The organism is Rhizobium etli CFN 42, from assembly GCF_000092045.1.
GTDB lineage: Bacteria > Pseudomonadota > Alphaproteobacteria > Rhizobiales > Rhizobiaceae > Rhizobium > Rhizobium etli.
The window spans coordinates 1,387,216-1,410,413 of record NC_007761.1; the positions used below are offsets into that span (position 1 = coordinate 1,387,216).

General features: G+C 59.9%; 22 protein-coding genes, 1 tRNA gene and 1 pseudogene. 10 read left to right on the forward strand and 14 right to left on the reverse strand.

The window, feature by feature from the left end:
* The first annotated feature begins 199 nt into the window (after positions 1–199).
* Both RHE_RS06800 and RHE_RS06805 read left to right on the forward strand, forming a co-directional pair.
* Positions 200–469: a sel1 repeat family protein gene (locus tag RHE_RS06800; protein ID WP_011424668.1), complete on the forward strand. Its 270-nt coding sequence runs from the start codon at positions 200–202 to the stop codon at positions 467–469.
* 213 nt (positions 470–682) lie between these two features.
* Positions 683–1,120, forward strand: a complete 438-nt coding sequence (locus RHE_RS06805; protein ID WP_011424669.1) for a VOC family protein — start codon at positions 683–685, stop codon at positions 1,118–1,120.
* Positions 1,121–1,183: 63 nt separating this feature from the next.
* Here RHE_RS06805 and RHE_RS06810 read toward each other — a convergent pair whose 3' ends face one another.
* From RHE_RS06810 to RHE_RS06815, 3 genes are all read right to left on the reverse strand, one after another.
* On the reverse strand, positions 1,184–2,296 hold the full coding sequence (locus RHE_RS06810; RefSeq protein WP_011424670.1) for a pyridoxal phosphate-dependent aminotransferase: 1,113 nt from the start codon (positions 2,294–2,296) through the stop codon (positions 1,184–1,186).
* A gap of 143 nt (positions 2,297–2,439) precedes the next feature.
* A complete protein-coding gene (locus RHE_RS31510) occupies positions 2,440–3,648 on the reverse strand; it encodes an IS4-like element ISVsa5 family transposase (protein WP_006250222.1) in 1,209 nt (402 codons plus the stop codon).
* A gap of 103 nt (positions 3,649–3,751) precedes the next feature.
* The gene (locus tag RHE_RS06815; protein ID WP_011424671.1) at positions 3,752–4,135 is read right to left on the reverse strand and encodes a pilus protein PilZ; all 384 of its coding nucleotides are present in this window, start codon (positions 4,133–4,135) and stop codon (positions 3,752–3,754) included.
* Positions 4,136–4,616: 481 nt separating this feature from the next.
* On the opposite strand from RHE_RS06815, the gene RHE_RS06820 reads away from it, so the two are divergent.
* A complete protein-coding gene (locus RHE_RS06820) occupies positions 4,617–5,063 on the forward strand; it encodes a baeRF12 domain-containing protein (RefSeq protein ID WP_011424673.1) in 447 nt (148 codons plus the stop codon).
* 53 nt (positions 5,064–5,116) lie between these two features.
* On the opposite strand, the gene RHE_RS06825 is transcribed toward RHE_RS06820, so the two are convergent.
* A complete protein-coding gene (locus tag RHE_RS06825) occupies positions 5,117–5,983 on the reverse strand; it encodes a LysR family transcriptional regulator (protein ID WP_011424674.1) in 867 nt (288 codons plus the stop codon).
* Positions 5,984–6,072: 89 nt separating this feature from the next.
* On the opposite strand from RHE_RS06825, the gene RHE_RS34255 reads away from it, so the two are divergent.
* On the forward strand, positions 6,073–6,321 hold the full coding sequence (locus tag RHE_RS34255) for a hypothetical protein (protein WP_073990370.1): 249 nt from the start codon (positions 6,073–6,075) through the stop codon (positions 6,319–6,321).
* Here RHE_RS34255 and RHE_RS06830 read toward each other — a convergent pair.
* Positions 6,272–6,604 carry a hypothetical protein gene (locus RHE_RS06830; RefSeq protein WP_011424675.1) on the reverse strand — a complete coding sequence of 111 codons (333 nt, stop codon included), beginning with the start codon at positions 6,602–6,604 and terminating at the stop codon, positions 6,272–6,274. The genes RHE_RS34255 and RHE_RS06830 overlap by 50 nt on opposite strands.
* Before the next feature lie 351 nt (positions 6,605–6,955).
* On the opposite strand from RHE_RS06830, the gene RHE_RS06835 reads away from it, so the two are divergent.
* Together RHE_RS06835 and RHE_RS06840 are read left to right on the forward strand one after the other, a co-directional pair.
* Positions 6,956–7,390 carry a glyoxalase superfamily protein gene (locus tag RHE_RS06835; protein WP_187331721.1) on the forward strand — a complete coding sequence of 145 codons (435 nt, stop codon included), beginning with the start codon at positions 6,956–6,958 and terminating at the stop codon, positions 7,388–7,390.
* 81 nt (positions 7,391–7,471) lie between these two features.
* Positions 7,472–8,838 (forward strand): annotated as a pseudogene (locus RHE_RS06840) (MATE family efflux transporter).
* A 44-nt stretch (positions 8,839–8,882) separates the two neighbouring features.
* On the opposite strand, the gene RHE_RS33460 reads toward RHE_RS06840, so the two are convergent.
* The 8 genes from RHE_RS33460 to RHE_RS06875 form a co-directional block, all read right to left on the reverse strand.
* Entirely contained in the window at positions 8,883–9,044 is a 162-nt protein-coding gene (locus tag RHE_RS33460; RefSeq protein ID WP_020920835.1) for a hypothetical protein, read from the reverse strand.
* A 98-nt stretch (positions 9,045–9,142) separates the two neighbouring features.
* Positions 9,143–9,982 carry a helix-turn-helix transcriptional regulator gene (locus tag RHE_RS06845; RefSeq protein ID WP_020920836.1) on the reverse strand — a complete coding sequence of 280 codons (840 nt, stop codon included), beginning with the start codon at positions 9,980–9,982 and terminating at the stop codon, positions 9,143–9,145.
* Between the two features lie 73 nt (positions 9,983–10,055).
* Entirely contained in the window at positions 10,056–10,286 is a 231-nt protein-coding gene (locus RHE_RS06850) for a DUF1127 domain-containing protein (RefSeq protein ID WP_020920837.1), read from the reverse strand.
* An 88-nt stretch (positions 10,287–10,374) separates the two neighbouring features.
* Complete coding sequence (iolB, locus tag RHE_RS06855) at positions 10,375–11,172, reverse strand: 5-deoxy-glucuronate isomerase (RefSeq protein ID WP_011424678.1); 798 nt, start codon at positions 11,170–11,172, stop codon at positions 10,375–10,377.
* A 188-nt stretch (positions 11,173–11,360) separates the two neighbouring features.
* Complete coding sequence (iolE, locus tag RHE_RS06860) at positions 11,361–12,278, reverse strand: myo-inosose-2 dehydratase (RefSeq protein WP_011424679.1); 918 nt, start codon at positions 12,276–12,278, stop codon at positions 11,361–11,363.
* A 67-nt stretch (positions 12,279–12,345) separates the two neighbouring features.
* Positions 12,346–14,196, reverse strand: coding sequence for a 3D-(3,5/4)-trihydroxycyclohexane-1,2-dione acylhydrolase (decyclizing) (iolD, locus tag RHE_RS06865; RefSeq protein WP_011424680.1), 1,851 nt, complete (start codon positions 14,194–14,196; stop codon positions 12,346–12,348).
* 190 nt (positions 14,197–14,386) lie between these two features.
* Positions 14,387–16,321, reverse strand: a complete 1,935-nt coding sequence (locus tag RHE_RS06870; RefSeq protein ID WP_011424681.1) for a bifunctional 5-dehydro-2-deoxygluconokinase/5-dehydro-2-deoxyphosphogluconate aldolase — start codon at positions 16,319–16,321, stop codon at positions 14,387–14,389.
* A gap of 91 nt (positions 16,322–16,412) precedes the next feature.
* Entirely contained in the window at positions 16,413–17,288 is an 876-nt protein-coding gene (locus tag RHE_RS06875) for a MurR/RpiR family transcriptional regulator (protein WP_020920841.1), read from the reverse strand.
* 207 nt (positions 17,289–17,495) lie between these two features.
* Here RHE_RS06875 and RHE_RS06880 point away from each other — a divergent pair, with 207 nt between their 5' ends.
* The 4 genes from RHE_RS06880 (at position 17,496) to RHE_RS06895 (ending at position 21,877) form a co-directional block, all read left to right on the forward strand.
* Complete coding sequence (locus RHE_RS06880; protein ID WP_011424683.1) at positions 17,496–18,611, forward strand: Gfo/Idh/MocA family protein; 1,116 nt, start codon at positions 17,496–17,498, stop codon at positions 18,609–18,611.
* Between the two features lie 87 nt (positions 18,612–18,698).
* Positions 18,699–19,916 carry an NAD(P)/FAD-dependent oxidoreductase gene (locus tag RHE_RS06885; RefSeq protein WP_011424684.1) on the forward strand — a complete coding sequence of 406 codons (1,218 nt, stop codon included), beginning with the start codon at positions 18,699–18,701 and terminating at the stop codon, positions 19,914–19,916.
* 191 nt (positions 19,917–20,107) lie between these two features.
* Positions 20,108–20,198: transfer RNA gene (locus tag RHE_RS06890), tRNA-Ser, on the forward strand.
* Positions 20,199–20,854: 656 nt separating this feature from the next.
* Positions 20,855–21,877: a porin gene (locus RHE_RS06895; protein WP_011424685.1), complete on the forward strand. Its 1,023-nt coding sequence runs from the start codon at positions 20,855–20,857 to the stop codon at positions 21,875–21,877.
* Positions 21,878–22,073: 196 nt separating this feature from the next.
* Here the strand turns inward: RHE_RS06895 and gmd are convergent, their stop codons facing one another.
* Positions 22,074–23,165: a GDP-mannose 4,6-dehydratase gene (gene gmd / locus RHE_RS06900; protein ID WP_011424686.1), complete on the reverse strand. Its 1,092-nt coding sequence runs from the start codon at positions 23,163–23,165 to the stop codon at positions 22,074–22,076.
* Between the last annotated feature and the right edge of the window lie 33 nt (positions 23,166–23,198).

Sequence of the window (23,198 nt, forward strand, 5' to 3'; positions counted from 1 at the left end):
AATTTTACCAAGCGTTTGCAGTTTGTTTGTCTCAAATTAATCATGCATTTTAGGCGTTTTTTGAAAGCCGTTTGGCATAGTCAAGCCATCAGACGAGCGGGCAAACCCGCCGGACCGGAGGGGCCGCAAAGCCGCGTTAGACGGCAGGTCCGAAGGTAAAACAGGGTAAGTCGTAAACAGGCTAACAGGGATAAAACCGATGGCACGCTTTGAAATGCACAATGCTGAAACGGCCACCATGGGTGGCGATAACAACAGCGCCGATGTCTTCTGCGAAATGGGTCTGATGTATGCGACCGGCCGGGGCTGCGCCGTCGATCTCGTTGCCGCCCACAAGTGGCTGAACATCGCCGCCATCAAGGGCAACGACCGCGCCGCCGAGCTTCGCGCCGACGTGGCCGCCGCCATGAACAAGATGCAGCTCGTGGAAGCACTGCGCGCTGCCCGCGAATGGATGACGGTTCACTAACGCATCGACCGAACCATCCCTCAACTCGACGTGTTGGAGCGCCGCCTGTCCAAAGGACGCATGGCGCTCCAACAGACGTTTGAAATCGGAATGGCGATTGGAGCGGGTCCATGGTTCAAATTTCTGAGGTCGTCGGTGTTGGGACGCCTCAGACGTCCTTCGTCAGATGAGGCAAGACCTCGTCGATTGCAATGAGACCTTGGAGATCAAAACATGGCGCTCAAGCGAATGGACAATGTGGGAATCGTCGTCGAAGACCTCGGAGAGGCGATTGATTTCTTTCGCGAACTCGGCCTCGAATTCGAAGGGCGCGCCACGGTCGAAGGCGAATGGGCCGGACGTATCACTGGACTGGGCGATCAGTGTGTCGAGATTGCCATGATGCGCACACCGGATGGCCACAGCCGGCTCGAGCTCTCCCGCTTCCTGGCGCCATCTGTCGTCGCAGATCACCGGAACGCGCCGGTCAACGCTCTCGGCTACCTGCGCGTCATGTTCGCAGTGGATGACATCGACGAGACGCTTGACAGGCTCCGCAGGCGCGGCGCGCAGCTCGTAGGGGAGGTCGTTCAGTATAAGGATGCATATCGGCTCTGCTACATCCGCGGGCCTGAAGGGATTCTGATCGGCCTCGCCGAGGAACTCAGCTGAACGCAGTACGCAGGGGAATGGCGAAGCCTCACCGGTCTCGGCGATTGAACAGGAATGACAACCTCAGGCGAGCGTCTTCAGGACCTGCGGCAGCGCTTGCTCGAACAGCGCCATCTCAGCCTCAGGCCCGACGCTGACGCGGATGCAGCGATTGAGCGGCGCAACACCCGGCATGCGGATGAAGACGCCGTGTTCCATCAGGCCATCGACGATCGCCCGCGCATGGGCGCCGTCGCGGCCGGTATCGATCGCCACGAAATTGGTCGCCGAGGGCAGCGGCTCAAGACCGTTTGCCCGGGCGATGCGGCCGATCCGATCCCGTGCTGCATGGATTTTCCCGACCACATCGGCGAGATAGGCTTGATCCTTGAGCGCGGCCAGCGCTGCGGCCGTCGCCAGCCGGTTCATGCCGAAATGATTGCGGATCTTGTCGAAGGCCTGTGCCGTGCCTGAGGTCGAGATCACATAGCCGGTGCGTGAGCCGGCAAGCCCGTAGGCCTTGGAAAAGGTGCGGGTGCGCACGATGTTCGGCAGATCGATGAGCGAAGCGATCGACGGCAGCGAATTTGCCGGCCCCGTTTCGCTATAGGCTTCGTCCAGCACCATCATCGTGGTCTCGGGCAGCGCCCGGGCGAAAGCGACGATGCTGTCGGCGTCCCACCAGCTTCCCATCGGATTGTCGGGATTGGCGAAATAAACGAGCGGCGCATTCTCGCGTCTGACGGCCTCGAGCAGCCCGTCGAGATTCTCGCGATCGTTCACATAGGGCACGGTGACCAGTCGGCCGCCGAAGCCGGCGACATGGAAATTGAAGGTGGGATAGGCGCCGAGCGAGGTGACCACAGGTGCGCCGGCTTCGATCACCAGCCGGACGATTTGGCCGAGCAACTCGTCGATGCCGCCGCCGATGGCGATATTGGTGGGGGAGATGCCGAGATGGATGCCGAGCGCTTCCCTCAGCGAAAAATTTTCCGGATCGTTGTATTTCCAGATATTGCCGGCCTCGTCGCGCATGGCCGCAAGCACGGAAGGCGCCGGGCCGAAGCCGTTCTCATTCGCGCCGATGCGTGCCAAGACAGCAAGTCCGCGTTGACGCTCGATCGCCTCAGGGCCGACGAAGGGAACTGTGGAGGGCAGGGCGCCGATGAGAGGCGTGAAGCGCGAAAAGGCGGACATGCGAAGGCAATTTCCCGGACATGTTGACGGTTGGCGCAACAATAGGCCGGGGTACGGCCAAGGCAAGCAAGATTATTTCGACAAGCCCATAGGCGACGCTTGCGGGCGGAATATCGGTGCACGCCGTGCACTGAGAGATCCCCTCATAATTTCCCCAAAGCGTAACCATGTGTGAATAAATTTTGAGCTAGTAGGGTTGCAGCCACGAGTAAGTCTTCCCTTGTTATTGTGTAGCCAGAATGCCGCAAAACTTCCATGCCTAAGCGAACTGTTGAGAGTACGTTTCGATTTCTGACTGTGTTAGCCTGGAAGTGCTTGTCCCAACCTTGTTTCTGAGCATGAACGCCCGCAAGCCAACATGTTAGTTGAAGCATCAGGGCGATTAGCAGCATGATATCAAAACGCTCTGAGCTGCTCGTTCGGCTATGGCGTAGGCCTAGTCCGTAGGCAGGACTTTTCAAGTCTCGGAAGGTTTCTTCAATCTGCATTCGCTTCGAATAGATATTAACAAGTTGTTTGGGTGTTCGAATTTCAACAGGTAAGTTAGTTGCTAGAATCCATGGCTCCTTTGCCGACGCTGAGTAGATTTTAGGTGACGGGTGGTGACAATGAGTCCGTGTCGAGCGCTGATTTTTTCGGCCTTTAGAGCGAGATTTATACAATAGAATTTGGCATGAGATTGGATTGCTTTTAGTCAGCCTCTTATAGCCTAAAGTCTTTGAGTGACTAGATGACATATCATGTAAGTTGCTGATAGGTTTCCAGTTTTCCGCTCCTAGGTCTGCATATTGTACTTTTCCTCTTACTCGACTTAACCAGTACCAACCCAGCTTCTCAACGGATTTATACCATGGCACTTTAAAGCCAGCATCACTGACAATGAGCGGTGTGGTGTTACTCGGTAGAATGCTCGCAAGGTCGGCTAGAAATTGGTCATGAGCTTTCTTTGAACATTGCTCTGAAAGCGGGAACGCTTTCTCATAAAGAGTAACAGAACGACCGTGTAGTGCGACTGAAGCTCGCAATACCATAAGCCGTTTTTGCTCACGGATATCAGACCAGTCAACAAGTACAATGGGCATCGTATTGCCCGAACAGATAAAGCTAGCATGCCAACGGTATACAGCGAGTCGCTCTTTGTGGAGGTGACGATTACCTAACAATCGGTCGATTCGTTTGATGTTATGTTTTGTTCTCGCTTTGGTTGGCAGGTTACGGCCAAGTTCGGTAAGAGTGAGAGTTTTACAGTCAAGTAAGGCGTGGCAAGCCAACGTTAAGCTGTTGAGTCGTTTTAAGTGTAATTCGGGGCAGAATTGGTAAAGAGAGTCGTGTAAAATATCGAGTTCGCACATTTTGTTGTCTGATTATTGATTTTTGGCGAAACCATTTGATCATATGACAAGATGTGTATCTACCTTAACTTAATGATTTTGATAAAAATCATTAGGGGATTCATCAGCGCCGTGCATCGATCGCTTCCATGTTGCCGACAAGGAAATCTGTGCGCACTACGCGGCGCAGGACCTCGGGATCCATCAGGTTGATGAACCGCACGCCGATGCGTTCCTTGTGACGGTAGACCTCGGCACACCCGATCCGATAGGCGAGGCCGAGAATGTTGAGATAATAATGCTTCGGCAGACCGGCAGTGGTCGACACGATGAAGGTCGCACCGCCTTGCGAGATATCGATGATCTCGGCGCTTCGCATCGAAACGCCCGTGAGGCACGGCCGGACGGCCACGATGCGGGCGGGGCGCTTGACGTGGAACTCTTCCCAGCGCAGGTCGTAAATGGCGGATTTGACCGTGGCAAGGTGTGTGGCGCGGAGCATAGTCATCTTACATTCTCCGTCAGACAGGGCACAGTGGGGTTCTTGCTCTGGTGCAAGCTGATCTTGCTCCGGCCAAGGTCACATGAATGTTTTGCGCATTCGTCAAAGATAAAATGACAATTTTAACGAGTTCAAATTTTGTTCCCAATCGGGACGTCGGCAGTCGTTCCAACACCAGTTTCAGCCAAGATTTCTGGCGGTAGGCCGAGCGTGGGAAGCGGTCGGCGCCGCTGCAGCTGCCGGATGCTGTCGGTCCAGAATGGCACCACTGGAAAAGGTCGTGGCGATCGAATCCGTCGCCAATGTCGACGACAGCGCTTGCACAGATCGCCGCGGCGGCGAAGGACGCGAAACAGCGAGGCCTGGAAACTGGATTGCCACTCCAATCGATTTCCGGCGCAATTTCTCGAACTCTTTCAACGGCCGGACGTTCTGTCTTGATCGATGAAGCATGGCGCGCTTCGATGACGACAGCGAGGAGTTGAAGATGACCGACGTCAGAATCCCCCGGAAATCATGGGTCGTAGTCTGCAATGGAGCCAAGGCCCTGATCATGCAGAATGCCGGCGATGCCCAACTGATGAACCTCAAGGTGCTGGAAACCCTGACGCAGCCGAACGAGCCCGATCGCGAGGTCGGCGCCGACAAGCCCGGCCGTAGCCATGCCGCCGATGGGGTCAGCCGCAGCGCTGTCGAAGAGACCAGCTGGCAGGAGCAAGCTGAAGCGCAATTTCTGAAACATGTGGCGGAACGGATGGACGAGTTGATGCAGGCAAAGGATGCCCACCGCATCGTGCTCATCGCGCCGCCGAAGGCGCTAGGAACCCTGCGTCCGGCGCTCAGTGCCGAGACGCAGGCGGCGATATCGACAGAATTGGCGAAAGACTATACCAACCTGCCGGTCGACGAGATCGAGCGGCATCTCGCCGCGTGATCACACCCGGGCATAACAGAGCGCGGGCCTGAATGGTCCGCGTTCTGTTTGACTCACCCAGATGGCCTCCGCCCGGCAAATAGGTCTTCATGATCGGCAAACAGTGCTGCCAGGCGGTCGATGACGGTTCTGACTTCCGGCCGTTGCCGCTCATCATCATGCGCGACGATCCACATCTCGTAGGTCAGATCGTCGATGACAGGCCCGGCGCGCACGAGCTTGCGCTCCTCATCGCCGATGAAACAGGGCAGCACGCCGCGGCCGGCCCCGCCACGGATCAGGTAAAAAAGCATATGCGGCGTGTTCGTCCAGCTGGTGATCCAATAATCCGGCTGTTCGAACGTCCATTTATCCGCCGGCGTGATCGCGGTGTCGGTGCCAAGCGAAATCCAATTGCAATTGGTCTGCGCAAAGTCGACCGCCTGGTAAGCGGCATGGGCCACTTTGACCGAACGGCGGATCGCGACGTTGCCGCTGTCCGGCCGGCTGTGGCGGATGGCGATATGCGCCTCGCGATAGGTGAAGTCGACGCTCGCATCACAGGTCTTGTAGCACATGCGGAAACTATCCTTCGGCCGCCAGACGCTGGCCAGGTGGTCGGCGAGGAAGCGCAGGGTCCAGCCGTCGGCGGCCGTCGAGACGATCGGCAGCGTCAGCACCTCACCGCGCCAGTCGGAGATCGCCCGCGCCGCATCCTGCATCAGCCGGACGCGATCGAGCAGCTCCTGCCCGTCCTTGGCAAGCAGGTAGCCTCTGGGGCCGCGGTTGAATAGCGACCGGCCGGTCACCCGTTCGAGCGCCAGCATGCGCCGGCCGATCGTCGGCGCACTGAGCCCCGTCCGCGCCGCCGCCGCCGAAAGCCCGCCGCCGGTCGCGACATGGAAGAAAAGCTGCAGATCGTCCCAGCTCGCCTCTTTCATGGATGAAAACCCCCTTTCCCCCATGCCTCTACATAGTGGGGGCGTGAAGGCCTAGCTCAACTACTCCAGCAATAGATGGAGGATAGGTTATGCTTCTCAACTGGGTAGTTCTCTTCAACGAAGTCGCGTCCCGCAATTGCCGGATGCGCCGCGATCCCATGGCCGATCCGCTCGATGGCCCGGAATGGCGCGGGCTTCACTGGATCATATCGATCACAGCTCATCTCTCCGCAAGAAGAGGCGAGACGAGGAGGCCGCGCCGCGATCGGGCGGTGATCGGAAGACGCCTCAGGTTTCGAAGCTCAGTCGCAGCACGTGGTGCAGGAATTCCGGATTGAGCAGCATGTTGAAGCCGATCGTCACCAGTTCGTCTTCGCGCTTGACCAAGGTGGCGCCGATTTCGTCATGGATGCCAAGTATCTCGAGAAAGAAATGACTCGGCATCTCCAGGCTCGGACTGACTTCGAGCACGGCGCCGGCAAGTGTGATCGTGCGGATCAGGCAACGTACCTGCGTACCGGTGCTGAGGTGGTGGCCGACGAAGATGATATTGCCCGGCCTGTCGAGATTGAATTCCCGGTAAGCACGTTCCGGCTTGGGGTGTTCTGAGTCGAGGTGCATTTGAAAGGCCCTTTTAGCCTCCGCTCATCGTAAGCAGAGAATAATGCAAGAGTGCTGACGATTGCTGAAGATCATTGTTAAGATTGAAGGCTGTCGCTGTGATCGGCTGGAAATCGCACCGATTCCGGCCAGATTTGCTCCAATTTCGTGCATCCTCCAAGATCTGCACCATTCTTGACATGCCGACGGGGATCGCGCATACAAGCCCCGGTTCGAGGCACCGGCCGCTCGCGGATGGAAATCCAAGGTGAAGTCCTCGTGATCATGGTCACGGCCCTCTGTGCATGCTGACTGACGGCAATGCGAGCTCCCATTTGCAGTCGAAGCGCATGCCTTGCGAAGGCTCACTCCATGACGACCTATCCCGGTATTGAAGAATTGAAAGCCCAGGCCAAGCGCCTGCGCCAGGCGATGAACGATCGCGGCGCGGCGCTGACCCACAGTGCGGCCTTGGAAATGATCGCCCGCCAGCACGGCGTGCGCGACTGGAACACACTGGCGGCTCTGGCGGCAAAACCCAATGCGCCTGCGAAGACGCCGCTCTTCGTCGGCGCGGCTATTGGCGGCCGATATCTCAATCAGCCGTTCACGGGCGAAATCCTCTCGCTTTCGGCTCTGACGGGCGGCCTCCGCCGGATCACCGTCCATTTCGACAAAGCGGTTGACGTGGTCACCTTCGAGAGCTTTTCAGCCTTTCGTCGACGCGTGAGTGCACAGATCGATGCCGACGGCGTCTCCCCCAGGAAGACCTCGAACGGCGTGCCCCACCTGGTTCTCGATCTCTGATTGCTCCTCATCCCTTCGAGACCGTCCGCATGCGCTTGTTCAAGCCGCAGCGGATGTCCCCCATATCGCACGGATTTCTCCATGACCGATCCTTCCAAAGGCAATGCCTTCCTCACCGGCTCCCTGCCGGGCGTATTCATCAGAACTGCGGCGCCGATCGTCGCGATCACCACCGTCAACGGCCTGTTTGCTATCGTCGACGCCTATTTCCTGGGTGCCTATGTCGGCCCCGACGCGCTCTCGGCCGTTAGCCTGATCTTTCCGGGGCTGATGCTGCTGGTCGCCCTGCAATCGCTCATCTCGAACGGCATGGGAAGCATTCTCGCCCGCCGACTCGGTGCCGGCGATTGCCAAGGCGCGCGTCGCGTATTTTCCGGCGCCCATACGCTGGCGCTCGCCGTAATCGTGATCCTCGACATGTTCTACTGGGCCCTCGGCGGGCGGATTATCGTCGCCGGCGCGGCCGGAAACAGCGCCGTGGCCGACGGAGCCATGCTCTTCATGGGCGCGATGATCACCGCGACGCCGGTGAGTTTCTTCCTTTCGTTGCATCTCGACGGGCTGCGCTGTGAAGGCAGGATGGGTTTCATGACGGTGGTCACGCTCTCGGCCTCACTGCTCAACATCCTCGCCAACTGGCTGTTCATGGCAGTGATGCATTGGGGCGTGGCCGGTTCGGCCGCAGGCTCCATCGCCTCGCAATTCGTCTGTCTCGCCGCCGTGCTCGTCTATCGCTGGCGCCGGCCGGGGCACTCAGGCCTTCTCCCGCATTCGCCCTTGCCGAATGGCGCGGCATCGTCGCCTTGGGCGCGCCTATGAGCCTCGGTTTCATCGGCATATCGCTTGCCTCGGCCGCGATTCTGGTCAACGTCTCGCTCTGGAGCACGCGTGATTATACCGCCACCGTTGCCGCTTACGGCATCATCACCCGTATCCTGACCTTCGCCTATCTGCCGCTGCTTGGTCTCAGCATCGCGCTGCAGACGATCGCCGGCAACAATCACGGCGCCGGCCTTGGGTTGCGCGTCGGCCGCAGCCTGCAGATCGCCATGCTCTCGGCGCTCGTCTATTGCGGCCTGGTGGAGATCACGGTGGAATTGCTGGCTGGTCGCATCGGCGGTGCCTCCGTCGGCGATCCAGCCATTATCGCCGAGGTTAGGCGAATTCTGCCCTGGACGATCGGCGCCTATTTTCTGTTCGGACAGATGCTCATCCTGTCGTCTTATTTCCAGTCGATCGGCGATGCGCCGCGCGCGGCGATCTTCGGTCTGTCGCGACCCTATCTTCTCACCCTGCCTCTCACCTTCCTTCTGCCCTTCGTCTTCGGCGAGCAGGGAATCTGGATGGTGCCTGTCTTTGCGGAGGCAGGCATGGTGGTGCTTGCCTTGCTGGTGCTGTCTGAGAATGCCAGGCGCCGCGGCTGGCGATACGGGCTTCTGCCCGCCTGAGAGGAGGAAGCCGCGCCTCCTTGCGCGGCCTCGTCGATTGCCCTCTATTCCTTGCTGCTTTGAGCGGCCGACGTCGACGATTCCGCCTCGTTCAGCGCCTCGGCGCATTCCTGACAGCAGACTTCGACGGTCTCGCCGCCGAGCTTGACGGTGATGATCTCGGCGCCGAGTTCGCAGTCGCAGGCAGCGCATGTGGTCTTCTTCATCGGGTAATCCTCCATTGACCGTCCCCGGATCGGGACAGCGTCATAAGAGCATCGAAGACCGCATCACCGCTGTCGAAAACTTTAGCGATCAATCGGGATCAGGCTCGGCGCCGCAGTTGCGCCGAGCGCTGAAATTCGGCCGGAGTCTGACCGAACGCCTGTTTGAAGGAAGCACTGAAATGACTGTGGCTGGAAAAACCGAGATCGAGGCCGAGTGAGGTCAGATCGTCATACTGGCCGAGCAGATCGAGCGCCCGGGCAAGCCGCAGCCTTAGCTGATAGCGATAGAGCGGCGTGGCCTCGACCTGCTGAAAGACCTGGGTGAGATAAACAGGGGAAACGCCGACTTCCGAGGCGATTTCCGCGAGCGTCCAGCGTCTCGCGAGATCGGAGGAAAGCACCAGCTTTGCCCGGTCGACGAGTTTCTGCCGGCCTGCGCTGGCGCCGGCTGCGTGCGAGGTGCGCTCGCCGAGCGAGCGGCGAACCAGCGTCAGGGCCAGCGTTTCCGCCTCGAGCGTTTCGGCGACGTTGCGTCTGAGGCCGTGACGCAGCAGGGCGACCAGCGCCTGCGCGCGCGGGTCGATCCGCCGGCGCTGGCGGCGGAAGGAAAAGGCCGGGCCGGGCTGGACCTGTTCCTTTGGCGCCAGCTCTTCCAGCATCGATTCGTCGATCGACAGGTCGATGCAGGCGTCGCCGCCCGTGATCGGATGACTGATACGATAGCTCTGAGCGGCATTGAAGAACAACACCTGATTGGCTTCAGCCACCGTATCCGTGCGGCCGACATGGCGCATGAAGACGCCGCGATAGGGATAGACGAGGCTTGTCTTGTGAGCACATTCCTCGTCGCTCTTGTGGCGGCACTCGCCATTGCAAACGACGTCACGAATGGTGACGGTCTTCGTTTTCAGGAGCAGTGCTGTTGAAAACTGCGACATCGTATCGTCCGGGTTCAGACAGGCAGCCCGACAAGGCTGCGCAGGGGCACAGTACCACAGTGAGTCTGATGTTTCAGTAGCGGCTGTAAACGTGCACGTCGCTATCTGTCTGCCCCCGGGAGAGGCCGACATCCTTCAACTGAGCGTCGGAAAGTTCCATCAGCGCATTGTAGTTGCGCCGTTCGCTGATCTTGCGCTCCAGCCAGCGGACCGCCGTGACGGCTGTAGAAAGAAGGCCGGGCGGCCGGGTGCGCCGCGAAGAGCGGATATTGCGGGCCGGTATCGTGAAATTCGAGCTGTGCATGATGATCCTCCATCCTCATTGGATGGAGGCAGTGAACCATCACCGACAGTTTGGCGCTGTCAGATTATTTAGCGATCGAGCGCAGCCTTTATGCCTTCAGCAGCCATTCGTGCTCGGCGGCATTGTGGAATTTCCAGATCCGCTTCGGCCCGGCCATGACGTTGAGATAATAGAGATCATAGCCATGCGTTGCCGCGCAGGGATGATAGCCCTTCGGCACCAGCGTCACGTCGCCGTCCTCGATTGCCATGGTCTCGTCGAGCGAGCGGTCGTCGGTGTAGACGCGCTGGAAACCGAAACCCTGCGGGGGGTTGAGGCGATGGTAGTAAGTCTCTTCCAGAAAGCTTTCGTTTGGCAGGTCGTCCTGATCGTGCTTGTGCGGCGGATAGGAGGAGGTATGGCCACCTGGCGTGATCACCTCGACGACGAGCAGCGAATGCGCCGAATTATCGTCTTCAGGCATGATGTTGTTGACGTAGCGCACATTCGTGCCCTTGCCGCGCGTTACCTGGGGATGGGTGCCAGGCGGGATCGCCTTTGCCTCATAGGTGCCGCCGCCGGGCGCCGAGCAGACGGCCAGCTCCAGATCGGTCTCCGCCGTCACCGACCACGTTGATTCCATCGGGATGTAGAGCGCATGCGGAGCGCCGTCGAAGGGGCTCATCCGCTCGCCGAGCGTACCGAAATCCGTGGTGCCGGCTGACGCTTTGCCCTTGCCGGTGACCCAGACGAGGCAGACTTCCCGATCGCCGGTCTCTCCCGAAACCGTTTCGCCCGGCTTCACGCGATGCAGATCAAAGCCGACATAGGTCCAGCCGGCATTTTCAGGCGTGACATGCGTGACGCGGCCATGCGTGCCGGATGGTTTCACCTTGAGGTTTGGCATTGGTGTTTCTCCTCGTACCTTAAAAAGTCCCGCCCCAAACCCCTCCCCACGGGCGGGAGGGCTCAATCTGCGGCGCTGTCTCGCCTATGTTGCGGCGTTCCTTTTGCAAGTGGCGCTGCCTGGAGCGGGGTGCCTCAAGTCAAGTCCCTCCCCCTTGTGGGGAGGGGTTGGGAGGGGTTTTCATTCCGCTATCCCTTGGGAAAACCTTCTGTTTCCACCGTATAACCAGCTGCCGTCATCACCCGCATCAGTTCGGCATGGCCGATCTCGGCCATCTTCTGCGGCGGCGCCTTGCGCGGATCCTGTTCGGCCTCGACGACGAACCAGCCTTCATAGCCATGGTCGGCGAAGCGCTGGACGATAGCGCCGAAATCGAGCGAGCCGTCGCCCGGCACGGTGAAGGCGCCAAGCGCCACGGCGTCGAGGAAGGATTGCCGGCTGCGGTCGAGCCCATCCACCACGGATTGGCGAATGTCCTTGACGTGGACGTGGTTGATGCGGGCGTGGTGATTGTCGATGGCGCGCAGCACATCGCCTCCGGCAAAGGCCAGATGCCCGGCGTCGAGCAGCAGCGGAATGCCTTCGCCCGAATTGCGCATGAAAGCGTCGAGTTCCGGCTCGGTTTCGACGACGGCGGCCATGTGGTGGTGATAAGAGAGCGGCATGCCCTGCTCGGCGCACCATTCGCCGAATTCGGTGACGCGGCGCGCATAGACCTTCATTTCGTCGTCGCCGAGGCGCGGCTTGGTGGCGAGCGGCTTGGAGCGGTCGCCCTGGATAGAGCGGCCGACTTCGCCATAGACGATGCAGGGCGCATTGACCGCTTTGAAAAGCTCGATCATCGGGGCAATGCGGTCCTTGTTGGCCGAGAGCTCCTCATTGACAAGCGTGCCGGAGAACCAGCCGCCGCACAGCGTCACGTCGGCGGCGCGCAGGATCGGCAGCATTTCTTCAGGGTTGCTGGGGAAACGGCGGCCTTGTTCCATGCCGGTGAAACCGGCACTGCGCGATTGCCGCAGGCATTCCTCAAGGGACACGTCGTCGCTAAGCTCAGGAAGGTCGTCGTTCCACCATGCGATGGGCGACATGCCGAGTTTGGCCTTCATCAATATTCTCCTTAAAGACATTGCGGAGGAGCGGGTCGGCTCCTCCCGAAAAATAGGGCTAACCTGTTCAGCCGATGCGCTGGGAGCCGCGGGCTTCGACGTAACCCTTGCGCGCTTTGTTGACTTCTTCGCGCGGGCTGACTTCCGGCACCGCGACATCCCACCAATGGCCGCCGGCCTCAGTGGTGATCAAGGGATCGGTGTCGATGACGAAGACGGATGTACGATCGTTCTTCTTCGAGTCGACGATCGCCTGCTCGAGTTCGGCAATGGAACTGACCTTGACGGCGATGGCGCCCATGCTTTCGGCATGCGCGCGGAAATCGATCTCCGGCATCACTTCATGATAGGAGTCCTTGAGCAGATTGTTGAAATTGGCGCCGCCGGTTCCCATCTGCAGCCGGTTGATGCAGCCATAGCCGCGATTGTCGAGCAGGACGATATTGAGCTTGAGGCCGAGCATCACCGAGGTCGCGATCTCCGAATTCATCATCATGTAGGAGCCGTCGCCGACCATGACGACGACATCCCGTTCGGGACGCGCCATCTTGGCGCCGAGCCCGCCGGCGATCTCGTAACCCATGCAGGAAAAACCGTATTCCATGTGATAACTGCCCGGCGCTGTCGCCGGCCAGAGCTTGTGCAATTCGCCCGGCAGGCCGCCGGCGGCGCAAAGCAGTGTCGTGTTCTCGCCGCCGATCGTGCGCACGACGGCGCCGATCACCTGGGCGTCGGAGGGCAGGGCGGCATTGGTCGTCGCCATCGCCTTCGCCGCAGCTTCCATCCAAACCTTCTTCTCGGCTGCGGCCTTCTCGGTAAGCGCCGCCGGCGCCTTCCAGCCGGAAAGGCCTGCCGAAAGCGCCTTCAGCCCTTCGCGGGCATCGGCCACCACAGGGTGGCTGTCGTGCTTCACCGCGTCATAGGCGGCGATGTTGAGGCCGACCATCTTCAGGCTGTCGTTCTTGAAGAGCGCCCAGGAGCCAGTCGTGAAATCCTGGCAGCGCGTGCCGACGGCGATGACGAGATCCGTCTCCTCGGCGATCGCGTTCGCCGCCGAGGTGCCGGTAACGCCGACCGAGCCGAGCGCCAGCGGATGGGTCTCGTTGATTGACGACTTGCCGGCCTGGGTGACGACCACGGGGATGGCGTGAGCTTCGGCAAAGGCCGCGAGTTCCTTCGTCGCCTGCGAATAGAGCACGCCGCCGCCGGCAACGATCACCGGCTTCTCTGATGCCTTGATAAGGGCGATGGCATTTGCCAGCTCGTCCGCATCCGGTTGCGGCCGGCGGGTTGCCCAGACTTTTTCTTCGAATAGGCTTTCCGGATAATCAAAGGCCTCAGCCTGAACGTCCTGGCAAAGCGACAGCGTCACCGGGCCGCAATCGAGCGGATCGGTCAGCACCTGCATGGCCCGCTTCAGCGCCGTGATGATCTGCTCCGGCCGGGTAATTCGGTCGAAGTAGCGCGAAACCGGACGGAAGGCGTCATTGGCAGAGACCGTGCCGTCGCCGAAATCCTCGATCTGCTGCAGCACCGGATCCGGCGCGCGGTTGGCGAAGACATCGCCTGGGAGGAAGAGAACGGGAATGCGGTTGACATGCGCGACCCCCGCGGCCGTCACCATGTTCAGCGCGCCGGGGCCGATCGAGGTCGTGCAGGCCATGAAGCGCGTGCGGAAATTCGCCTTGGCATAGGCGATCGCGGCATGCGCCATGCCCTGTTCATTATGGGCGCGATAGGTCGTCAGTTCCCCGCGCACCTGATAGAGAGCCTCGCCGATGCCGGCGACGTTGCCGTGGCCGAAGATCGCCCAGACCCCGCCGAAGATCGGCACCTTTTTGCCGTCGACAACAGTCATCTGTACTTTCAGGAAATGCGCGACGGCCTGCGCCATCGTCAACCGTATCGTCTTGCCCATCGGGGCCTCCCGGAGTTTTCTCTCTGTCTGGTTTCCCCGCCCCAACCCCTCCCCACAAGGGGGAGGGGCTAACCTGCCGTGCCGTTTCACGCCTGTTGCAGCGCTTTTCCAGCAGGACCGCCGAGTTCGAGGCGGCGCCTCAGGTTAAGTCCCTCCCCCTCGTGGGGAGGGGTTGGGGAGGGTCTAATTCTCAGTGAAGCCCGCGCGTCTTCAGCCAGGCCTCGGTCAATTGCCGGAAACGGCCGGCCATGTCGGCGATTGCCGCCTCGTCGCTTATTTCGCCGGAGAGCCAGGCGCGCGCCGGATCGGCAAAGATCGTCCGGCCGACGGCAAAGCCCTTCACTGAGGGAGCCGCCAGCGTCGCCTCGAAACAGGAGATCAGTTCCTCGGCGGGCGCTTCGAGCCCCAGGAGCACGATACCGCGGCACCATGGATCATTTTTGGCGATCACCGCGTCGATCTTCTTCCAGGCTTCGCCGGAAGCCTGCGGCTCCAGCTTCCACCAGTCCGGCTTGATGCCGAGCGCGTAGAGTTCTTCCAGCGCGGTGGCGATCGTATCGTCTGTGAGCGGGCCGCTTTTGCCGGCGATGATTTCCACCAGCAGTTCGCGGCCAACCTTGCGTGCGGCTTCGAAGAGCGTGCGCAGCTTCTCCTGCTGCTCCGTCTTCAGGTCGGCGGGATCATCGGGATGATAGAAGCACAGGCACTTGATGCAATGGCCGAGCGGCCATTCGACAAGCTGCGAGCCGATATCCTGGCTGAATTCGAAGCGCAGCGGCTTCGAGCCCGGCAGTTCCACCGGCCGGCCGACCCAGGAGAAATTCTTGGTCGCCGCGTCGAAGAACGCGTCGCGACCGAAACGCTCGTCGATCAGCATGCCGTAGCCGTCGCGGCCGTTCGAAACGCGCGCTGCCGCCTCGACCGCCAGCCGCTTGAAGGCGACGATCTTGTCATGGCCGACGCCGAGTTCATCAGCGACGCTGACAAGCTGCGAGCGGTGGTCGATCGCCAGCGCCATCAGCAGCGGGATTTCGCCGCGCCGCGTCGATGCCCAGTGAATATGATTGATCGCCTCGTCCTTGCGCAGCGCCCGATGTTTGCTGCCGGTCTTCAGGAAGAAGTCGAGTTCCGCCCAGGTCGGATATTCCGGCGAGCAGAGCAGGCGGGACACGGCGAAGGCGCCGCAGGCATTGGCCCAGGTGGCGCAGGTCTTAAGCGGCTCGTCGCGCAGGAAGCCCCGCAGGAAACCGGACATGAAGGCGTCACCTGCACCGAGCACATTGAAGACTTCGATCGGGAAGCCCTGGCCGACGATGCCGGCTTCGAGGTCGTCGGCGATCGGCCCGTCATAGACGATGCAGCCCATCGCGCCGCGCTTGAGCACAATCGTCGCCGGCGTCAGCCGCCGGATCTCCTTCAGCGCGCCGAGCACGTCGTCGGCGCCCGACGCGATGAGGATTTCCTCTTCGGTGCCGACGATGAGATCGCAATCGGGCAGCGTTTCCTTCATCTTCGAGGAGACGCGGTCGGATTTCACATAGCGCTCGAAGCCTTCCGCATGGCCCGCAAGCCCCCAGAGGTTCGGCCGGTAGTCGATGTCGAAGATCACCTTGCGGCCGTTCTCCTTGGCGATGCGGATAGCCTTGCGTTGCGCGGCTTCGGTGTTGGGCCGCGAAAAATGCGTGCCGGAAACGAGAACGGCGCGCGAGGATTTGATGAAGTTTTCGTCGATATCGCCTTCCTCGAGCGCCATGTCGGCACAGTCCGAACGATAGAAGATCATCGGCGACACGCCCTCGGCCTCGACCGCAAGCAGCACCAGCGCCGTCAGCCGTTCCTTGTCGGTGACGATGCCGTCCGTCGCCACACCTTCGCGCGCCGCCTGCTCACGGATGAAGCGTCCCATCTGCTCGTCGCCGACGCGGGTGATGAGGCCGGACTTGAGGCCGAGCCGCGCGGTGCCGATGGCGATATTGGACGGGCAGCCGCCGACCGATTTGGCGAAGGAGGCAATATCCTCCAGTCGCGAACCGATCTGCTGGCCGTAAAGATCGACCGAGGAGCGGCCGATGGTGATTACATCAAGCGCCGGCTCCGGCTGTAAACCCGGATTCGATTGTACCATGATGTCCTCCCGCTAGATTTTGCGCGGCTTCCAGTGCCTGCGAATGTCGATAATGAAACATTGGTTCCGCTATTTTGTCAATTCGGAATATTTATTCCATTTTCGCTTTTCCAGCTTTGAAATGTTGACGCTTGCGGCGCCGCTCGGCAATTGCGACCGGCAGCGCCATGGTGAGCGCCATCGAGGCTGAAAGCGAGCGGAAGCCGGCGAAATCCGCTTCCGCCACCTCGAACCAATGCGTGGCGCAGGCGGCAAGCGGCGAGAAGGCCGAATCGGTGATAGCAATGACGGGAACGCCGCGATCTGCAAGCTCCTGGCTCTGGCTAAGGCTGTCGGCGGCATAGGGCGAGAAACTAGCAGCGATCGCCGCATCCCTCGGCGATGCGAACTGCACCGTTTCAAGATCCACTCCGTTCGGCGAGGCGACGATCTGGTGCCGGATGTTCAGCTTGGAAAATGCGTAGCTCATATGCGCCGTCAGCGGATAGGAACGCCGCTTGGCGATCAGATAGATCGTTTCGGCGGCGGCGAGGATATCCACCGCCTTCGTAAACGTCTCGCTCTGAACCGTCGCGGCCAGCCGGTTGACCGACTGGTTCGCCGCGGCAATGAATCCGGAGAGTAGATTGGCGTCTTCGTCATCGCCGCTCGTTTGCTCCAGCGTGACGAGCCGCTCTTCGTAGCTCAGCGTGCGGTCGCGCAGCCTTTCGCGGAAGATGCTCTGCAGATCGGAAAAGCCTTCATAGCCGAGATGATGCGCGAGACGTACCAGCGTCGAGGGCTGGACGTCGGAGGCGGCCGCGATGCTCGCCGTCGTGCCAAAGGCGATTTCGTCGGGATTGCCGAGCGCGAAGGCGGCGACCTGCGCCAGCCGCTTCGGCATGTTCGCCTTGCGCTCGATGATGGTGCTGCGCAGGCTTTCGAAATCGCGCGGCACGCGCGCGTGCCTTTGGAGGTCATTATCCATGCTTGCGGCTCACAGGATGAAACAAATATTCCATATTGCCCAGCATAGACGATTTCAAACGGCGCGCCTAATTGTTTTTAATCGCCTGAAATTGAAGCGTTTTGAACAATCGAACCGGGCGAATGAAAGTCATCTGCTTGCGACGGTCTCTTGTCAAAATGGTCCAAATATTCCAAAAATCCGCGCGCAGCTCAGGAGGAGACGGAAATGAAGCCACTTGGCATCGGTTTGATCGGCACGGGTTATATGGGCAAGTGCCATGCGCTGGCCTGGAATGCGGTGAAGACTGTGTTCGGCGATGTCGAGCGTCCCCGGCTCGTGCATCTGGCTGAAGCCAATGCCGGGCTTGCTGAGGCCCGTGCCGGCGAGTTCGGCTTCGAAAAGGCAACGGCCGACTGGCGGGCGCTGATCGCCGACCCAGAGGTCGACGTCGTTTCCGTCACCACGCCCAACCAGTTCCATGCCGAGATGGCGATTGCAGCCCTGGAAGCCGGCAAGCATGTCTGGTGTGAGAAGCCGATGGCACCCGCCTACGCCGACGCCGAGCGCATGCTGGCGACGGCGGAACGATCAGGCAAAGTTGCCGCTCTCGGCTACAATTACATTCAGAACCCCGTCATGCGGCACATCAGGAAGCTTGTCGGCGACGGCGTCATCGGTAGGGTCAATCATGTACGCGTCGAAATGGACGAGGATTTCATGGCCGATCCCGACATCTTCTTTTATTGGAAGAGCGAGCTTTCCGCCGGCTATGGTGCGCTTGACGATTTCGCAGTGCACCCGCTGTCGTTGCTCTGGTATCTTTTCGGCCACGTCGAGGCCGTCATAACGGATATGGTGAAGCCCTATCCCGACCGTCCGCTCAGCGAGGGTGGCCGCCGTGCCGTCGAAAATCACGATGCCGCCAATGTGCTGATGCGGCTCGACGGCGGCATCTCCGCCGTGTTGATGGCGAATCGCGCCGCCTGGGGTCGTAAGGGGCGCATCGCCCTGCAGATTTACGGCTCGAAAGGCTCGATCCTCTATGACCAGGAGCGCATGAACGAGTTTGAACTCTATCAGGCAGAAGGGCCTGGTTCGGAGCAGGGCTTCCGCAAGATACTGGCGGCGCCTGCCCATCGGCCCTATGATCGCTTCATCCCGGCTCCTGGCCATGGCCTCGGCTTCAACGATCTGAAGATCATCGAGTGCCGCGAGCTGATCCGGGCAATAACAGGCGAACCGTCGTCGATCGTGACATTTAAAGACGGTCTCAGGATAGAGAAGTCGGTGCATGCCATGGCACAGTCCTTCCACGAGCGTCGCTGGATCGAGATCGGCTGAATGTAAGAAGCCGCTTGCCGTTGACGGCGCATGGGGCAGGGGATAGGCCTTGGCGTAAGTGTCGAGCCTGGTTTTAGGAGTGAGATCGTGACGGATAGAGTGGTGATCATCGGCGCGGGACAGGCGGGTTTCGCCTTGGCGGCCAAACTGCGTGCTTTGAAGGATACGCGCCCGATCACCCTCATCGGCGCCGAGGATGTGGCTCCCTATCAGCGTCCGCCGCTTTCGAAGAAATATCTGCTCGGTGAAATGAGCTTCGACCGCCTGCTGTTCCGCCCGGAACACTGGTATGCCGACAACGACGTCGATCTTCGCCTTTCGACCTGGGCCGAGGAGATCAAGCGGGACAGCAAAGAGGTTCTGCTGCAGGACGGCTCCGTTCTTGACTACGGCACTCTGGTGCTCGCCACCGGCTCGACGCCGCGCCGGCTGCCGCCCGCAATCGGCGGTGATCTCGAAGGCGTCTATGTCGCCCGCGATAAGCGCGACGCCGATCTGCTCGCCGACGAGATGCGGCCCGGCCGTCGCGTCCTCATCATCGGCGGCGGTTACATCGGCCTCGAGGCTGCCGCCGTCGCCCGTCATCGTGGTCTCGAAGTCACGGTCATCGAGATGGCCGATCGCATCCTGCAGCGTGTCGCGGCGAAGGAAACGGCCGACCTCATGCGCGCCATTCACGAGAGCCACGACGTGGTGATACGCGAGAAGACCGGTCTGAAACATTTGATCGGCAAGGATGGTCGGGTTTCCGGCGCCGCCCTTTCCGACGACTCGGTCATCGATGTCGATTTCGTCGTCGTCGGCATCGGCGTCGTGCCGAACGACCAGCTTGCCAAGGAGGCCGGCCTGGAAGTCGCCAACGGCATTATCGTCGACGAATTCGCCCGCACCTCTGATCCAGCGATTTTTGCGGCCGGCGATTGCGCCGCACTTCCGTGGCAGGGTGGGCGCATCAGGCTCGAATCGGTGCAGAACGCCGTCGACCAGGCTGAAGCTGCGGCAGCTCTCATCGCCGGCGGCGACGAGCCTTATCAACCGAAGCCTTGGTTCTGGTCCGACCAGTATGACGTCAAGCTGCAGATTGCCGGCTTCAATCTCGGCTATGACGACACGCTTTTGCGTCCTGGTGCCCGCGAAGGGGCTCATTCGATCTGGTACTTCAGGGAAGGCCGGCTGATCGCTGTCGATGCGATCAATGATGCGAAGGCCTATGTGACCGGCAAGAAGCTGCTGGAATCTGGCGCCAATCCCGATCGAGCGATCCTCGCTGACCCCTCGGCCGATCTGAAGAGCCTATTGAGCTGAGTCCGCGAGTGTGCGCGCTCCAAGGCGTGTGCGCTTGAAGGGTCGATCGGCCGAGCTTCTGGGGATGGGCGCAGACGAGCGATTGTTCTCGTCCGTCCGTCAAAAGCCGAAACGCCGCCCCTGCATTTCTTCTGGTGAAAACTCAAAAAACCCTTGCATTCACAGACCGCTCACCCTAGTTAGGCGGCACCGGAGAGGTGGCCGAGTGGTCGAAGGCGCTCCCCTGCTAAGGGAGTATACGTCAAAAGCGTATCGTGGGTTCGAATCCCATCTTCTCCGCCACTTCGATTTCCGCAGCGTATCTCTGGTCTCACCTTCCATTGGCGAATCACAGCCGCTTCGAGCGCCGGACGCACGAAGGATGCTCTACGCTACGAATCTACGCATTATGCTTACGGAAAATCGATTCCGATTTTCGGGCTGATACGCTGGTCGGCTGTCCCTGCCGTCGCGCGAGGTAGAATCGCTTCTCTTCGAAGAGAGAGAATCGCCGGCAGGAATCACGTCCCGCGCTTCTGCCCTCAGGCGGTAGCGAGCGGATCCGTGAACGTGCGGTTACGCTCTCGGGAGCTGCCATCTCTCCCGCAACTGCCCGATCTTGTCAAAAAAGTGTCGCGAATGCGTCGGAAAGCCTCTGTCCAGCTCTTTATCGACTGGAGGCTAAGCAGCGGCAAAATCAGGCTTTTCTTAACAAAGCATAAAGGAAATCGGGGCCGGCTGCCCGACTTGTGTCCTTTCGGCAACAGAATGTCGGGAAGGCTCCCGCAAACCACCCATTCGAGTAAGTTGGTGATTGCGTGACGGCCGCCGTCTTGTATTTTCACCCTCGGAAGCAAGGGCGACGGATCGTCCACTTCTTGAAACACGGGGATGGGGCAGGGAACGCTGCTCAGCGAAAGATCTCAAACCCGATCGAAACTTTGAATTGGAGGTCATTTATGAACATCAAGAGCCTTCTTCTCGGCTCCGCTGCTGCTCTCGCAGTAGTTTCCGGTGCTCAGGCTGCTGACGCTATCGTTGCTGCTGAGCCGGAACCGGTTGAATATGTTCGCGTCTGCGACGCTTACGGCACCGGCTACTTCTACATCCCGGGCACGGAAACTTGCCTCAAGATCGAAGGCTACATCCGTTTCCAGGTCGACGTTGGTGATCAGCCGCTTAATGGCTCGGCCAGCAACGATTCGGATTGGGATGCGCGTACCCGCGGTCAGGTTCAGTTCACGGCCAAGAGCGACACCGAGTATGGTCCGCTGACCGGCGTCATCGTCATGCAGTTCAATGCTGACAATGCCACCGACCAGGATGCCATCCTCGACTCCGCTTACCTCGACATCGCCGGCTTCCGCGCTGGTCTGTTCTACAGCTGGTGGGACGATGGCCTCTCTGGCGAAACCGACGATATCGGTTCTCCGGTCACGCTGCATAACTCCATCCGTTATCAGTACGAAACCGAAGCCTTCTACGCTGGCATCAGCGTCGACGAACTGGAAGACGGCTTCTACAAGACGGACGAAGACCCGAACAACGTCGGCGTTGCCGTCGGTCTCGGCGGCAAGGGTGGTATCTTCAGCTACCAGATCACTGCCGGCTACGACGTCGACAACGAAGAAGGCGCTGTCCGCGCAATGGGTACGGTTGACATCGGTCCCGGTACGCTCGGCCTCGCAGCCGTCTACGCCACCGGCCCGAGCTCCTACTACACCGCCGCTGAATGGGCTATCGCTGCCGAATACGCTATCAAGGCAACCGACAAGCTCAAGATCACTCCCGGCGTCCAGTACTACAGCGACTACGGTATTGACGGCAACGACTTCGCCGACGGCGATGCCTGGAAGGTTGGTCTGACGGTTGATTACCAGATCGTCGACAACTTCTACGCCAAGGCTTCGGTTCAGTACCTCGATCCGGAAGACGGCGACGACTCCACCTCGGGCTACTTCCGCCTGCAGCGTTCGTTCTAATTTGGTCTGACTTCGGTCGATCAGGAAAGCCCGGCTCTCGAGCCGGGCTTTTTGCATTGTGCAGTCAGTGTTTGAATCTCGCAGCCCTCGGAAGCGAGGCGTCGCACGATCGCGCGGCCTACGTGCCGTGGTGGCGAGCGAATCTGAAAGATCGTGACGCGTTCAAACCCTTTTTCCGGCAAGGCCGTAGATCGCCTCAGGCATAGGCAAAACCTTTGGTTACACTCACCGCCGGAACATTTCGTGCCATGACTTTCAGATCTTCGCGGACCATCTCCGTAACCAGCTGATCAAGACTGGTCTCATGTTTCCAGCCAAGCTTCGTATGCGCCTTCGTCGGATCACCGATCAGAAGGTCAACTTCAGTCGGGCGGAAATAAGCCGGATCGATTTCCACCACGCACCGACCGGATGTCTTGTCATACCCCTTTTCCTCAACCCCGTGGCCACGCCAATCAATCGGCATGCCCACCTTGGCAAAGGCCTTGTCGACGAAGGAACGAACCGAGTGCGTTTCGCCCGTTGCAAGGACATAGTCCTCCGGTTCGTCCTGCTGCAGCATCAGCCACATCCCGCGGACATATTCGCGCGCATGTCCCCAGTCGCGCTGCGCATCCAAATTGCCAAGATAGAGCCTTTCCTGCAGTCCAAGATGGATCGCAGCAGCTGCCCGGGTGATTTTACGGGTCACGAATGTTTCCCCGCGGATCGGGCTTTCATGATTGAACAAGATGCCGTTCGACGCGTGCATGCCATATGCCTCGCGATAATTAACCACGATCCAATAGGCATAGAGCTTGGCCGCCGCGTAGGGTGATCGAGGGTAGAAAGGCGTCGTTTCGCTCTGCGGGACTTCTTGAACTTTGCCGTAGAGCTCCGAGGTGGACGCTTGATAGAAGCGTGTCTTCTTGGTCAGCCCCAGGAGGCGGATTGCTTCAAGCAGCCGAAGGGTGCCGGTTCCATCGGCGTTGGCCGTATATTCCGGCGTCTCGAAAGAGACTTGAACGTGGCTCTGCGCTGCGAGGTTATAGATCTCGTCCGGCTGCGTTTCCTGAACGACACGGATGAGGTTCGTCGAATCGGTCATGTCGCCGAAATGCAAGATGAACCGAGGATTCTCGACATGCGGATCCTCGTAAAGATGCTCGATGCGGCTGGTGTTGAAGGACGATGAGCGTCGCTTGAGTCCGTGAACAATATAGCCCTTCTCCAAGAGAAACTCGGCCAGATAGGCACCGTCCTGACCTGTTATACCCGTAATCAGCGCAACCTTGTTTTTATTCTTCACTACGGTCTCCGTAATCTGTTTCGGCGGAACCAG

Excerpts from the sequence above, each read along its gene's own strand:
- RHE_RS06800 (WP_011424668.1), top strand. The coding sequence starts at position 200 with ATGGCACGCTTTGAAATGCACAATGCTGAAACGGCCACCATGGGTGGC.
- RHE_RS06805 (WP_011424669.1), top strand. The coding sequence starts at position 683 with ATGGCGCTCAAGCGAATGGACAATGTGGGAATCGTCGTCGAAGACCTC.
- RHE_RS06810 (WP_011424670.1), bottom strand. The coding sequence starts at position 2,296 with ATGTCCGCCTTTTCGCGCTTCACGCCTCTCATCGGCGCCCTGCCCTCC.
- RHE_RS31510 (WP_006250222.1), bottom strand. The coding sequence starts at position 3,648 with ATGTGCGAACTCGATATTTTACACGACTCTCTTTACCAATTCTGCCCC.
- RHE_RS06815 (WP_011424671.1), bottom strand. The coding sequence starts at position 4,135 with ATGACTATGCTCCGCGCCACACACCTTGCCACGGTCAAATCCGCCATT.
- RHE_RS06820 (WP_011424673.1), top strand. The coding sequence starts at position 4,617 with ATGACCGACGTCAGAATCCCCCGGAAATCATGGGTCGTAGTCTGCAAT.
- RHE_RS06825 (WP_011424674.1), bottom strand. The coding sequence starts at position 5,983 with ATGAAAGAGGCGAGCTGGGACGATCTGCAGCTTTTCTTCCATGTCGCG.
- RHE_RS34255 (WP_073990370.1), top strand. The coding sequence starts at position 6,073 with ATGCTTCTCAACTGGGTAGTTCTCTTCAACGAAGTCGCGTCCCGCAAT.
- RHE_RS06830 (WP_011424675.1), bottom strand. The coding sequence starts at position 6,604 with ATGCACCTCGACTCAGAACACCCCAAGCCGGAACGTGCTTACCGGGAA.
- RHE_RS06835 (WP_187331721.1), top strand. The coding sequence starts at position 6,956 with ATGACGACCTATCCCGGTATTGAAGAATTGAAAGCCCAGGCCAAGCGC.
- RHE_RS33460 (WP_020920835.1), bottom strand. The coding sequence starts at position 9,044 with ATGAAGAAGACCACATGCGCTGCCTGCGACTGCGAACTCGGCGCCGAG.
- RHE_RS06845 (WP_020920836.1), bottom strand. The coding sequence starts at position 9,982 with ATGTCGCAGTTTTCAACAGCACTGCTCCTGAAAACGAAGACCGTCACC.
- RHE_RS06850 (WP_020920837.1), bottom strand. The coding sequence starts at position 10,286 with ATGCACAGCTCGAATTTCACGATACCGGCCCGCAATATCCGCTCTTCG.
- iolB (WP_011424678.1), bottom strand. The coding sequence starts at position 11,172 with ATGCCAAACCTCAAGGTGAAACCATCCGGCACGCATGGCCGCGTCACG.
- iolE (WP_011424679.1), bottom strand. The coding sequence starts at position 12,278 with ATGAAGGCCAAACTCGGCATGTCGCCCATCGCATGGTGGAACGACGAC.
- iolD (WP_011424680.1), bottom strand. The coding sequence starts at position 14,196 with ATGGGCAAGACGATACGGTTGACGATGGCGCAGGCCGTCGCGCATTTC.
- RHE_RS06870 (WP_011424681.1), bottom strand. The coding sequence starts at position 16,321 with ATGGTACAATCGAATCCGGGTTTACAGCCGGAGCCGGCGCTTGATGTA.
- RHE_RS06875 (WP_020920841.1), bottom strand. The coding sequence starts at position 17,288 with ATGGATAATGACCTCCAAAGGCACGCGCGCGTGCCGCGCGATTTCGAA.
- RHE_RS06880 (WP_011424683.1), top strand. The coding sequence starts at position 17,496 with ATGAAGCCACTTGGCATCGGTTTGATCGGCACGGGTTATATGGGCAAG.
- RHE_RS06895 (WP_011424685.1), top strand. The coding sequence starts at position 20,855 with ATGAACATCAAGAGCCTTCTTCTCGGCTCCGCTGCTGCTCTCGCAGTA.